Annotated in this window: 9 protein-coding genes; 4 read left to right on the forward strand and 5 right to left on the reverse strand. The window is 73.5% G+C overall.

The window, feature by feature from the left end; all coding sequences use genetic code 11:
• Positions 1-99: 99 nt before the first annotated feature.
• The 3 genes from hrpA to ACQP1N_RS14685 all read left to right on the forward strand — a co-directional run bounded on the left by hrpA (position 100) and on the right by ACQP1N_RS14685 (position 6,615).
• The gene (hrpA, locus tag ACQP1N_RS14675; RefSeq protein ID WP_433231883.1) at positions 100-4,032 is read left to right on the forward strand and encodes an ATP-dependent RNA helicase HrpA; all 3,933 of its coding nucleotides are present in this window, start codon (positions 100-102) and stop codon (positions 4,030-4,032) included.
• Between the two features lie 45 nt (positions 4,033-4,077).
• Entirely contained in the window at positions 4,078-5,031 is a 954-nt protein-coding gene (gene pip / locus ACQP1N_RS14680) for a prolyl aminopeptidase (RefSeq protein WP_067799092.1), read from the forward strand.
• Between the two features lie 75 nt (positions 5,032-5,106).
• Positions 5,107-6,615, forward strand: a complete 1,509-nt coding sequence (locus ACQP1N_RS14685; RefSeq protein WP_067799095.1) for a chromosome segregation ATPase — start codon at positions 5,107-5,109, stop codon at positions 6,613-6,615.
• 34 nt (positions 6,616-6,649) lie between these two features.
• Here the strand turns inward: ACQP1N_RS14685 and ACQP1N_RS14690 are convergent, their stop codons facing one another.
• The 3 genes from ACQP1N_RS14690 to ACQP1N_RS14700 all read right to left on the reverse strand — a co-directional run bounded on the left by ACQP1N_RS14690 (position 6,650) and on the right by ACQP1N_RS14700 (position 8,367).
• Positions 6,650-6,865, reverse strand: coding sequence for a hypothetical protein (locus ACQP1N_RS14690; protein WP_067799100.1), 216 nt, complete (start codon positions 6,863-6,865; stop codon positions 6,650-6,652).
• A gap of 118 nt (positions 6,866-6,983) precedes the next feature.
• Positions 6,984-7,673, reverse strand: coding sequence for a hypothetical protein (locus ACQP1N_RS14695; protein WP_433231887.1), 690 nt, complete (start codon positions 7,671-7,673; stop codon positions 6,984-6,986).
• A 178-nt stretch (positions 7,674-7,851) separates the two neighbouring features.
• Positions 7,852-8,367 carry a hypothetical protein gene (locus ACQP1N_RS14700; RefSeq protein WP_067799105.1) on the reverse strand — a complete coding sequence of 172 codons (516 nt, stop codon included), beginning with the start codon at positions 8,365-8,367 and terminating at the stop codon, positions 7,852-7,854.
• A 192-nt stretch (positions 8,368-8,559) separates the two neighbouring features.
• Between ACQP1N_RS14700 and ACQP1N_RS14705 the strand changes: the two genes are divergently transcribed.
• On the forward strand, positions 8,560-9,348 hold the full coding sequence (locus tag ACQP1N_RS14705) for an ABC transporter ATP-binding protein (RefSeq protein WP_242608750.1): 789 nt from the start codon (positions 8,560-8,562) through the stop codon (positions 9,346-9,348).
• Here ACQP1N_RS14705 and ACQP1N_RS14710 read toward each other — a convergent pair.
• Together ACQP1N_RS14710 and ACQP1N_RS14715 are read right to left on the reverse strand one after the other, a co-directional pair.
• Positions 9,345-10,688, reverse strand: a complete 1,344-nt coding sequence (locus ACQP1N_RS14710; protein ID WP_433231889.1) for an AAA family ATPase — start codon at positions 10,686-10,688, stop codon at positions 9,345-9,347. The genes ACQP1N_RS14705 and ACQP1N_RS14710 overlap by 4 nt on opposite strands.
• Complete coding sequence (locus tag ACQP1N_RS14715; RefSeq protein WP_067799108.1) at positions 10,685-12,157, reverse strand: hypothetical protein; 1,473 nt, start codon at positions 12,155-12,157, stop codon at positions 10,685-10,687. The genes ACQP1N_RS14710 and ACQP1N_RS14715 overlap by 4 nt, the downstream gene beginning before the upstream one ends.
• Positions 12,158-12,159 lie beyond the last annotated feature (2 nt).

A 12,159-nucleotide genomic window follows, 5' to 3' on the forward strand; every position in this document is an offset into this window, starting at 1 on the left:
GAAAAGAGATCGCCCCGCATGGGGTGTTCCGGCTACGGTGCGAAGGCTGTGGGGTGAGCGGGGCCCGGGGGGCCTGGACCCCTATCCTTGTCGATGGTTATGGGGACGAGTGTGAGATCGCCGCTCGCCGACCTGCGTGCGCGCCTGCCGGAGCTGATGCTGCGTGACGGGCACCGGCTGCGCCGCCGGATCGACGGCGTCCAGAAGATGCGCGACGCCCGCCGCCGGGCCGAGGTCGCCGAGGAGATCGCCGCCGAGATCGAGGCCGCCGAGCGGCGGGTCGAGCGGCGGCGGCTCGCCGTGCCCGCGATCACGTACCCGGCCGAGCTGCCGGTGTCGCAGAAGAAGGACGACATCCTCGCCGCGGTCCGCGACCACCAGGTCGTGATCGTCGCGGGGGAGACGGGCTCCGGCAAGACCACCCAGATCCCCAAGATCTGCCTGGAGCTGGGCCGTGGCGTCCTCGGGTCCATCGGGCACACCCAGCCGCGGCGGCTGGCGGCGCGGACGGTCGCCGACCGCATCGCCGAGGAGCTCGGCACCGAGCTCGGCGACGCCGTCGGCTACAAGGTGCGCTTCACCGACCGCTCCGGCGACGACACGCTCGTCAAGCTGATGACCGACGGCATCCTGCTCGCCGAGATCCAGACCGACCGGCTGCTGCGCCGGTACGACACGCTGATCATCGACGAGGCGCACGAGCGCAGCCTCAACATCGACTTCCTGCTCGGGTACGTCAAGGAGATCCTGCCGCGCCGGCCCGACCTCAAAGTGATCATCACCTCGGCGACGATCGATCCCGAGCGGTTCTCCGCGCACTTCGGCGACGCGCCCATCGTGGAGGTGTCGGGACGGACGTATCCGGTGGAGGTGCGGTACCGGCCCGTCGTCGACCCGGACGACCCGTCCGCCGACCCCGACCGCGACCAGATCCAGGCCATCCTCGACGCGGTGGACGAGCTGGGCCGCGAGGGGCCCGGCGACGTGCTGGTGTTCCTCAGCGGTGAGCGGGAGATCCGCGACACCGCCGAGGCGCTCACCAAGCACTTCACCCGGCGCGGGGAGGCCACCGATGTCCTGCCGCTGTACGCGCGGCTGTCGTCGGCCGAGCAGCACCGGGTGTTCCAGCCGCATCGCGGGCGCCGGATCGTCCTTGCGACCAACGTCGCCGAGACGTCGCTGACCGTCCCCGGCATCAAGTACGTCGTCGACCCGGGCACCGCCCGCATCTCCCGCTACAGCCACCGGCTGAAGGTGCAGCGGCTCCCGATCGAGCCGGTGTCTCAGGCGTCGGCGAACCAGCGCAAGGGACGCTGCGGGCGCGTGTCGGAGGGGGTCTGCGTCCGGCTGTACTCCGAGGAGGACTTCCAGGCCCGCCCCGAGTTCACCGACCCGGAGATCCTGCGCACCAACCTCGCCTCCGTCATCCTGCAGATGACCTCGCTCGGCCTCGGCGACATCGCCGCGTTCCCGTTCGTGGAGCCGCCGGACCGCCGCAACGTCAAGGCCGGCGTCGACCTGCTGCACGAGCTGGGCGCCATCGATCCGGTGGAGAAGGACCCGCGCAAGCGCCTCACCCCGCTCGGCCGCAGCCTCGCCCAGCTCCCCGTCGACCCGCGGCTGGCCCGCATGGTGCTGGAGGCCGACAAGAACGGCTGCGTGCGCGAGGTCCTGATCATCGCCTCGGCGCTGTCCATCCAGGACCCGCGCGAACGCCCCGCCGAGCACCAGCAGGCCGCCGACGAAAAGCACCGCCGGTTCGCCGACCCCACCTCCGACTTCCTGGCCTACCTGAACCTGTGGAACTACCTGCGCGAGCGGCAGCAGGAGCTGTCGGGCAGCGCGTTCCGCCGCATGTGCAAGAACGAGTTCCTGCACTTCCTGCGCGTCCGCGAATGGCAGGACCTGCACGGCCAGCTCAAGCAGGTCGCCAAGTCGCTCGGCGTCACGCTCAACACCGCCGACGCGCCGCCCGACCGCATCCACGCCTCGCTGCTCGCCGGCCTTCTCTCCCACATCGGGCTCATCGACGCAGAGAAGAAGGACAGGCAGCGCCGGGGCCAGGAGTACCTGGGCGCGCGAGGTGCGAAGTTCGCCGTGTTCCCGGGGTCGTCACTGTTCCGCAAGCCGCCGCGCTGGGTGATGTCGGCGGAGCTGGTCGAGACGTCCCGGCTGTGGGGACGTGTCAACGCCAAGATCGAGCCGGAGTGGATCGAGCCGCTGGCGCAGCACCTGGTGAAGCGCAACTACAGCGAGCCGCACTGGTCGAAGAAGCAGGCGGCCGTCATGGCGCGCGAGAAGGTCACCCTCTACGGGGTGCCGATCGTCGCCGACCGCCGCGTCAACTACGGCCGCATCGACCCCGTCCTGTCCCGCGAGCTGTTCATCCGGCACGCGCTGGTCGAGGGCGACTGGGAGACCCGTCACCGGTTCTTCCACGACAACCGCGCCCTGCTGGACGAGGTGGAGGAGCTGGAGCACCGCGCCCGGCGCCGCGACATCCTCGTCGACGACGAGACCCTCTTCGACTTCTACGACGAGCGCGTCCCCGAGGACGTCGTGTCCGGGCGGCATTTCGACTCGTGGTGGAAGAAGGCCCAGCGCACCGACCCCGACCTGCTCGGGTTCGAGAAGTCGATGCTCATCAACGAGACCGCGGGCGGGGTCAGCGAGTCCGACTACCCGGACGTGTGGAAGCAGGGCCCGCTGCGCCTGCGCCTCACCTACCAGTTCGAGCCCGGCGCCGACGCCGACGGCGTGACCGTGCACATCCCCGTCCAGGTCCTCAACCAGGTGCGGCCGGACGGGTTCGAGTGGCAGGTCCCGGGCCTGCGCGCCGAGCTGGTCACCGAGCTGATCCGGTCGCTGCCCAAGCAGCTGCGCGTCAACTTCGTCCCGGCGCCCGACTACGCCCGCAAGGTCCTCGACCGGGTCGCGCCGCGCACCGAGCCGCTGCTGGACGCCCTGGAACGCGAGCTGACCGCGATGACCGGCGTGCCCGTCGCGCGGGAGGCGTGGGACCCGTCCCGGCTGCCCGCCCATCTGCGCATCACGTTCCGCGTCGTGGACGACCGGGGCCGCACCCTCGGCGAGGGCACCGGCCTGGACGAGCTGAAACGCCGCCTCGCCGGCAAGGTGCGCGGCACGCTGGCGAAGGCCGCGTCCACGATCGAACGCTCCGGCCTCACCGAGTGGACGGTCGGGGAGCTGCCCCGCACCTATGAGCGGAAGCAGAACGGCTACGACGTCAAGGCGTACCCGGCGCTCACCGACGAGGGCGACACGGTCGCCGTGCGCATGTACGAGACGGAGGCCGAGCAGCGCCGCGCCATGTGGCTCGGCACCCGCCGGCTGATCCTGCTGAACGCGCCGTCCCCGGTGAAGCTCATCCAGGGCCGCCTGACCAACAAGGGCAAGCTCGCGCTCAGCCACAACCCGCACGGCTCCGTCGCGGCGCTGTTCGACGACTGCGTCACCGCCGCCGCCGACCGGCTCATCGCCGAGGCGGGCGGGCCCGCGTGGGACGAGGACGGCTTCCGCGCCCTCTATGATCGCGTCCGCGCCGACCTGCACGACGCGACGGCCCAGATCGTCGGGCTCGTCGAGCGCATCCTGGCCGAGGCGCACGAGGCCGACCGGCGGCTGCGCGGCACCACGAGCCTCACGCTCGTCCCGGCGCTGACCGACATCCGCGGCCGGCTCGCGGCGCTGATCCATCCGGGGTTCGTCACCGCGACGGGCTGGGCGCGGCTGCCCGACCTGCCCCGCTACCTGCGCGCCCTGCGGGTCAGGCTCGACAAGCTCCCCGAGAATCCGGGACGTGACCGGATGCTCGCGCACCAGGTCGACGTCCTGGCGCAGGAGTACGAGCAGACGCTGCGCCGCCTGCACCCGGCCCGCCGGGAGGAGGAGCCGGCCCGGCAGATCCGCTGGATGCTGGAGGAGCTGCGCGTCAGCCTCTTCGCCCAGCAGCTCGGAACCCGCTTCCCCGTCTCCGACAAGCGCATTCGCAAGGCGATGGCCCAGCTCTGACCGGAGAATGCATGATCAGCCGCCTGGTATGACTGGATCATGACATTGAGGGAGTACTACCCGCCGATCGAGCCGTACGACTCCGGCCTGCTCGACGTGGGCGACGGGAACCGGATCTACTGGGAGACCTGCGGGAACCCGGACGGCAAGCCCGCGGTGTTCCTGCACGGCGGCCCCGGCGGCGGGCTGCTCCCCGACAACCGGCGGTTCTTCGACCCGTCCGGGTACCGGATCGTGCTGTTCGACCAGCGGGGCTGTGGGCGGAGCCTCCCGCACGCGGGCGACCCGTCGGTGTCACTGGAGCACAACGTCACCCCGCGTCTGGTGGACGACATCGAGCGGCTGCGCGAGCACCTCGGCATCGAACGGTGGCTGGTGTTCGGCGGAAGCTGGGGCAGCACCCTCGCGCTCGCCTACGCGCAGGCACATCCGGACCGTGTCACCGAGATCGTGCTGCGCGGCGTCTACCTCGTCCGCCCGCCCGACGAGGCATGGGCGTTCACGCCGGCCGGCGCGGCGCACCTGTTCCCGGCCGAGTGGGCGGCGTTCCGGGACGCGATCCCGCCCGCCGAGCAGGACGACCTGCTCACCGCCTACGGCCGCCGGATCGAGGACCCCGACCCGGCGGTGCACATGCCGGCGGCCCGCGCCTGGGTCGCCTGGGAGCTGGCCGCGAACACGCTCCGGCCCGTCCCGCCGCCGGATCTGGACGACGCCACGGTCCTCACGTTCGCCCGCATCACGTACCACTACATCTCCAACCGCGGCTTCCTTCCCGAGGAGGGGCTGCTCGCGGGCGTCGACCGCATCCGCCACATCCCCGCCGTGATCGTCAACGGCCGCTACGACATCAAGACGCCGCCGGACCAGGCGTGGGATCTGCACCGGGCGTGGCCCGAAGCGGAGTTCCACATCGCTGAGGACGCCGGGCACGGCGGCTCCGAGCCGGGCAACCGCGACCGGCTCATCGAGGCCACCGACCGCTTCGCCGCCCGCTGAACGACGACGTGGGCACCCCCACATCTGCCTCCCAATTCACTGCAGTGACGTGGACTAGTGCGTATGGTTCATTCCATGCCTAACAGCGAAGAGCGCGACAACAGCGGCCCCGAGGGGACGGCCGCGGCTCCAGGGGGCGCGGTCGTCGAGGGCGCGGTCGCCGGCATCACGGGGGACAGCGGGACGGGGCCGGGGGAGACGGCCGTCGCCCGCATGGGAGACCCGGTCACGGTGTGGCCGTGCGCGAACTGCGGACGACCCGTCCCGCAGCCCGTGGGGGCGGTCCGCGCCATCCGGTACTGCCAGGACAACGACGGCGCCTGCGCCCGCGAGGCCCGCGAGCGCCGCGACCGGGGCCGGGACGCGCCGGGCCTCACCGGGCAGGTCGCCTCGGCCTGGGAGATGGTCGAGCGGCTGGAGAAGGCCGCCGACGCGCTCGCCGACTCGCTGACCTCCGAGCTGAGCGTCGCCGGCGTCGAGCGGCGCGTCGCCGAGGTCCGCGCGGAGGCCGCCCGTGAGCTCGCCATCGCGCAGAGCGAGCGCGACGCCTCGCAGCGCCGGGCCGAGGAGGCGTGGCAGGAGGCGTCCACGGCCCGCAAACGCGCGGCGGACGCCGAGCGGGACGCCGCCCGCGCCCGGGAGGAGGCCAATCTCGCCACCGCCAAGCGCGACGCCGCGCAGCAGGCGTGGGAGGAGGCGCACCAGGTCGCGCAGCAGTCGATGACGGCGAAGCTCGCCGCCGAGAGCGAACGCGACCGCGTCGCCGCGCGCGAGACCGAGCTGCTCGCCGCGCTGGAGGCGGCGCGGGCCGAGCTCGTCGCCCTGCACGCCAAGCTCGCCGAGGCCGAAGGCGCCGCCGAGGCGCAGCGCGTGGAGGCCGCCGTCGCCAAGCAGGGTGCCGAGGATCTCCGCAACGCCATGCGCGACGCCGAGGCGCAGCGGCAGCGCGCCATGCAGGCCGCCAGCAAGGCCGAGGCCGAGCGCACCGCCGCGCTGCGCGCTCAGTCCGAGGCGGAGGCGGAGGTCGTGCGCGGCAACGCGCGCGCCGAGGAGGCCGCCAAGGAGCGCGACGCCGCCCAGGTGCAGGCCAAGGCTGCGACCGCGGAGCGGGACGAGCTGACCGGCAAGCTCAGCGATCAGGCGGTGCAGCTGCGGCAGCTGGCGCAGTCGGTCGCCGAGCAGCAGGCCGCGCTCAAAGCCCTCGCCGAGGAGCGCGACGCCGCCCGCGCCGAAGCCGACCGCGCCCGCCGCCAGATCGACCAGTTCACGCACAACACGCTGGCGTCCCACATTCCGCCGGGCGGCCGGATGGCGGGCGGCGGCACCCCGGTGCCCCCGCCGGGCATGCCGCACGGCACGGGCCCCCAGCCCGCCGGCATGCCCCCCGGACCGCCGCCGATCGGCGGCCTGGCCCCGGCCCCGCCCGGTTCGCCGATGCCGCTCGGAGTGCCCCTCCCGAACGGGAAGCAGGGCTCCGGTACGGGCGGCCACCAGATGCCGGGCATGCCGGGCGGCGACGCGCAGAACCACGACCGCCCGGTGAACGGCGTGGACCGGGAGGACCCCCTCTTCGCCGGCCCCTGATCGCCGCGCGCCCGGGCGGGCCGCCCGCCCGGGCTCAGCCGTACCTGACGGCCAGGAAGAACGCCAGCGCCGCCGTCCCGGTGACCACCAGCATGTGGCCGCGTTCCCGCACCGCCGCGCGCCGCAGCGTGGCGATCCGCCGGCGGCCGAGCCGCAGATCCGTGACGTTGCGGCGCGCCCGCTCCCAGTGCATCCCCGTGTAGATCGCGAGGGCCGCGAGCGCGAGGATGAGTAATCCGTCTCCGCTCATGAGTTCTGCCTCCGTATTCGCGGAAGCTCAGATTCAACAGCGGATTCGGCCGGGGCGACAGCGTCGGGCGACACATTTCCGCGATCCACCCGGAGCCGGAACGGCCGCCCGGCCGGGTTCAGCGCCCGAACGCCGCGGGGTCGACCTCGATCCAGATCTGCTCGGCGCGGCCCAGCAGCCGCCCGTCCGCCCCGTACAAGGCCGTCGCCGCATGCATCTTGCGGCCCTCGCGGCTGCGCGCGAACCCCGTCACGACGCACTGCTCGCCGGCCTCCGGCACGTCCATGACCTGCGCGGTCATGGTGCCGAGCACCGCCGGGCGGCCCGCTATGTCGAACGACCACCCGCCCGGGCAGTCGAGCGCCGCCCACACCAGCTCCCGCTCGGGTACCTGCTCGGGCACCCACGGCGCCGCAACGGTGCCATCGGCGACCGGCCCCGGTTCGAGCCGCAGCCCGTCGCCCGGCTCACGGTCGAGTCCGCACACGAAGCAGCCCGGGAACGGATGGTTCTCCGCCGCCCGGTACTTCTCCGCCGCCTCCAGCGCCCGCTCGAACGGGACCGGCGCGATCGGCGGCACGACGATCGCCCCCGCGATCGCCTCCGCGATCAGCCGTTCCCCGTCCCAGAGCCGCACGCTGTGCCCGCGCTCGTCCTCCACCGTGACGACCAGCTCGGTCTCCAGCGGCGGCGGCTGCCGCAGCGTCACCGTCACCGTGTCGATCGGCACCCGCCCCGCGAGGTGCCCCGCCACATAACCCCCGTTCCCCGACCCGTCCGGGCCGTGGAACCGTCTGTCAACGATCACCTGCGTTCCCCCGTAATCCCACTCACCACACAAAACGGGACCGATCCTAATGACCCGCACTGACATCCTGCCCCCGGGGGGTAGTCCGCCCCCGACGGTTCAAAGCCCGGCCACGGTCACGGGCCAAGCGTCCGGAGGGAGTTGCGGGGTAGCCCTGGGCTGACACTTCCCCCTGGGCTCACACTGCCCGGGAGGGCTGGGGGCGGCCGGGGCGGGTGGTGAAGAAGACCGAGAGGGAGCCCTGGAGGCGGGCGCGGGCGGTGTCCTCGTCGACGGGGCCGTCCGCCGGGACAGGGGTGTGGGCCAGGGCACGGGTGATGAGGAGGTCGATGTTGCGGTCGGCGACGAGGACGGAGCACGTGTCGCACGCGTACCACGGATAGAGCATGTTGAGGACGGCCACGGCGGTGTCGTCGTCCGAGAGGTCGGTGGTGTCGAGTTCGACCTCGAACATGTCGGTGTCGTCGGGGTCGAGCGTGGGGTAGTAGAGCCAGCTCGGCCCGGTCGCACCGCAGAAGTCGCAGCCCGGTTCGTGCGGGGCGGGCTCGCCGATCGCCAGTTCCAGCTCGTGGTCCCACGGCTCCACCCGCCGGTTGTGGCGGTAGCCGACGCCGTCGAGGGACCCTTCGCGGTTGTGCGTCACGTCGTGCACCTCGCCGCCGCAGCGAGCGCACATGAGGCCGATGTCCTCCATGTCTCTCCCCTGATCGCTGAGGCACCGGATCTCACAGTATCCGTCCGGATGCCGCACTCGAACCCGGTGCCGGCCCTCCGGTACGTTGAAGATCGTCACAGGCGCATCCGTCCCGGCGATCCCGGTTCTCCGCGTCCCCGCATGCCGCACCCTCCCGCGTGCCCCAAGCCGAGTTCTCGAACGGGAGGCCCCGTGTCCGACATCGTGCTGAACGCCGACAAGATCGATCTGGTCCGTGCGCGGCGGCTCCTGCTCGACCGCGTCACGATGACGGTGCTGCGCGGCGAGCACTGGGCGCTGATCGGCCCGAACGGCGCCGGGAAGAGCACACTGCTCGGCATCCTCGGCGCGTACGTCCATCCGACCCGCGGGACGGCGGAGATCCTCGGGCGGCGGCTCGGCCGGGTGGACGTCCACCACCTGCGCACGCTGATCGGGCAGGTCAACCCGCGGCATCCGCTGGAGTCGGCGCGGACCGTCCGGGAGATCGTCCTGACGGGCGTGACGGGCACGATCGAACTGGTCCCGCGCTGGACGCCCACCGGCGGCGACCTGCGCCGCGCCGGCGAGCTGATCGACCTGCTGGGGTTGACGGCGCGGGCGGACGCCCGCTGGCCGACGCTGTCGCAGGGGGAGCGGGGACGGACGCTGATCGCGCGGGCGCTGATGCCCGATCCGCCGCTGCTGCTGCTCGACGAGCCCGCGACCGGCCTGGATCTCGCCGCCCGCGAACGGCTGCTGGCGAGCCTCGACCGGCTGCGCACCGACCGTCCCGATCTGACGACCGTGCTGGTCACGCACCATCTGGAGGAGCTGCCGGTCAGCACCAGCCACGCGCTGCTGCTGCGGGAGGGGCGGGTGCTCGCGGCGGGCCCGGCCGGCGAGGTCCTCACGACCGGGCTCGTCAGCGCGTGCTTCGACCACCCGATCACGATCACCCGGCACAACGGCCGCTGGGCCGCGACCGCCGGACCGGCCTAGCCGGCCGCCACCCGGTGCCCGGCGAGACGGGCGAGGACCGACTGGTTCGCCTCCCACCCGTCCGGGAACTTCACCGGCACGCCGAGGTGCACCGGCTCGGCGGACGGGTGCGCGTCCAGAAGTTCGGGAATGCCCGCCCGCGCCACCACCACGCACGCGTGCCGGTGCCGTGACGTGAGCACGCACAGCCGCCCCGACTCCAGGTGGAAGGCGGTCGCGTCGCGGCGCCCCGACAGCGGGTGCAGGACGACCGTCACGTCGTACTCGCGGCCCTGCAGCCGGTTCGCGGTGTCAACGGTGATCCCGGCGCCGTGCGGGCCGAGCGCGGCGCGGATCGCGGCGACCTGGTCGCGGTGTGCGGCGCCGATCGCGACGCGTGCCGCGTCCACCGGCGCCGAGCCCTGCTCGGAGTGCGCGACGGGCCCGCGCTGCAGCAGCCGGACGGCGAGCGCCGCGGTCGCGCGGACGGCTTCGGCGTCGGTCCGCAGCGTGTGCCGGGCCGGAAGCTCGTAGAGGGCCCAGCCGGTGGCGGCGGCCTCTTCGAGCGCGTGGTCGTAGGCGGTGCCCATGCCGCGCGCCCCGAACTCCAGCCGCCGGTCGCCCGGCCCCGTCCCGGCGCGGAACCCGGTGAACGGGTAGAACGCGTCCGACACGACGGGCGCGGCCGACGCGGGCAGCCGCCACGACACCGGCAGCCGGTGCACGGGCAGCTCCGGGTTGTGCGCCAGCAGGACCGACACGGCGCTGCGCATCGGGTCCCAGGTGAGGCCCGCCCAGCGTTCGACCTCGACCGTGGAGAACGGGTCGAGCTGGCCGGGGTCGCCGACGAACAGCGCCCGCTCGAACCGCGCGGCGATCCGCAGCAGCATGTCCGAGCGCATCTGGTACGCCTCGTCGACGATCGCCCACGGCCACGACCCGTCCTGCAGCGTCGCCCACTTCGCGGCCGTCGCGATCACGATGGCGTGCTCGGCCAGGTCGCCGGCCTGCTGCGCGACCCGCACCGCCGGATGCGCCAGGACCCGCTCGGACGGGACGTACCCCGACGCCGACAGCCGCCCGAGGGTGAGCCGCGGATGCTTCCCGGCGATCCGCTCGATGAGGTCGTCGACCTGCTCGTTCGTCTGCGCCACGATCATCAGCCGCTCACCGGCCCCGGCCAGGTGCGCGGCCGCGTGCACGACCAGCGTCGACTTGCCCGCGCCCGGCGGCGAGTCGACCACCACCCCGCGATGCCCGCCGCCGAGATCGGCGAGGACGTCGCCGACGACCCGCGAGGCCGCCTCCGCCGGGCCGGGAGCCTCCGCCGCCACCAGATGGCGGCCCGCGTGCCGGGTCACGACCATTCCTCCGCGGCGTCCTCGTCGGTCGGCACGTACTCGCCGGGCGGCCCGCCGTGCGTCCACGGCGTGTCTTCACGGTCGGGGAACCGCGCCGCGCCGAACGAGCCCTCGGTCAGCGAGGTGAAGCACACCCGGTCGCCCGCCGCCGGGACGACGCCCGGCTCGGGGGTGAGCCTGCGGCCCATCCCGCCGGTCAGCTCCAGCAGCACCGACCCGTCACCGATCTCCACGATCCTCCCCTTGAGCGCGGGCCGTGCCGCGTCGCAGACGGCCGTCCCGATGTCCAGCCGCACCGGGTCCCGCGTGCCGACCCGCAGCAGGGGGCGCAGCTTCGGGCGCCGGCCCGTCTCGTCCAGGCGGGTGGGGTCGCACTCGGTGACCGTCCCGCCGAACGCCTGGCCGGCCAGCCGGTGCTCGGCCATGACCAGCGGGTCGTCGAACGCGCGCTGCGCGTCGTAGGCGTCCTGCGCGCGTTCGAGGTCGTGCAGCCGCCGCGCCGCCCGGACCGGCGGGTCGCGGCGCGCCTGCGGATACGCCTCACCGAACGTCTGGTGGTAGTAGGTGAAGGCGTCCCGGTCGCGTTCCCAGCGGCGCGGCACGCTCGCGCCCTCCGGCAGCGTGCGGAGCAGCGCGACGGCCCGCCACATCAGGTCCCACGTCGGGGTGAGCTGGTCGGCGAGGACGCTCCGGAGGCGCTCCTCGGCGCGGGAGCCCGGCCCCGACCGGTCGTAGGCGGCGATCGCGGGCGCGAGGACCTCGTTGTCGAACGTCGGGTCGGTCGCGGGGCCCGCCGGCGGGCAGATCACCGGGTCCTCGGCACGGGCCGCCGCGGCGGGGCCGTCCATGCCGTCCGGCGGGTCGATCCAGCCCAGCAGCGCCGCGAGGTTGCCGTCCTCCAGCGAACTCTGGCCCGTCGCCCAGTGCAGCCGCAGCGTCTCCGTCATCGCCTGCAGCAGCGACGAGCCGGGGTGGTCGTGCCGTTCGGTGAACCAGGTCAGCCACCGGCCGAGCACCGGCACCGCGGGGCCGACCGCGTACGGGCCCTCGGTGCTGCGGAACCGCGTCGACCGCCCCATCAGCCGCAGGAACGCGACGCCGCCCCGGTTCGGGACGAGCAGCTGCGGCGCGTCCCCGTACCGGATCCGCTCCTCGCCCTCCTTGCCGGGCGGCAGCTCCTCCACCGCGCCCCGGCTCGTCTCGATGTGGTTGAGGACGAGCTTGGCGAAGGCGGCGGCGAACGCGAACCGCAGATCCCGGTTGCGCGGCTGCGGCACGACCAGCAGTGCGGGATCGTCCGGTGTGCTCCCGGCCATGACGGCCAGCGGTGCCGCCGCTTCTCCGGCGAGCTTCAACGGGACGAGCACCAGCGGCGCGTCCGCGAGGTGACAGTGCCGTACGGTCGCGAGCGGCTGCGCGATCCCGGCGGCCGCCGCCTGCAGCCGCGCGAGCGAGGACAGTGCGCTCATCG

Source organism: Actinomadura formosensis (assembly GCF_050948385.1).
GTDB classification, from domain to species: domain Bacteria; phylum Actinomycetota; class Actinomycetes; order Streptosporangiales; family Streptosporangiaceae; genus Spirillospora; species Spirillospora formosensis.

Excerpts from the sequence above, each read along its gene's own strand:
- hrpA (WP_433231883.1), top strand. The coding sequence starts at position 100 with ATGGGGACGAGTGTGAGATCGCCGCTCGCCGACCTGCGTGCGCGCCTG.
- ACQP1N_RS14685 (WP_067799095.1), top strand. The coding sequence starts at position 5,107 with ATGCCTAACAGCGAAGAGCGCGACAACAGCGGCCCCGAGGGGACGGCC.
- ACQP1N_RS14690 (WP_067799100.1), bottom strand. The coding sequence starts at position 6,865 with ATGAGCGGAGACGGATTACTCATCCTCGCGCTCGCGGCCCTCGCGATC.
- ACQP1N_RS14700 (WP_067799105.1), bottom strand. The coding sequence starts at position 8,367 with ATGGAGGACATCGGCCTCATGTGCGCTCGCTGCGGCGGCGAGGTGCAC.
- ACQP1N_RS14715 (WP_067799108.1), bottom strand. The coding sequence starts at position 12,157 with ATGAGCGCACTGTCCTCGCTCGCGCGGCTGCAGGCGGCGGCCGCCGGG.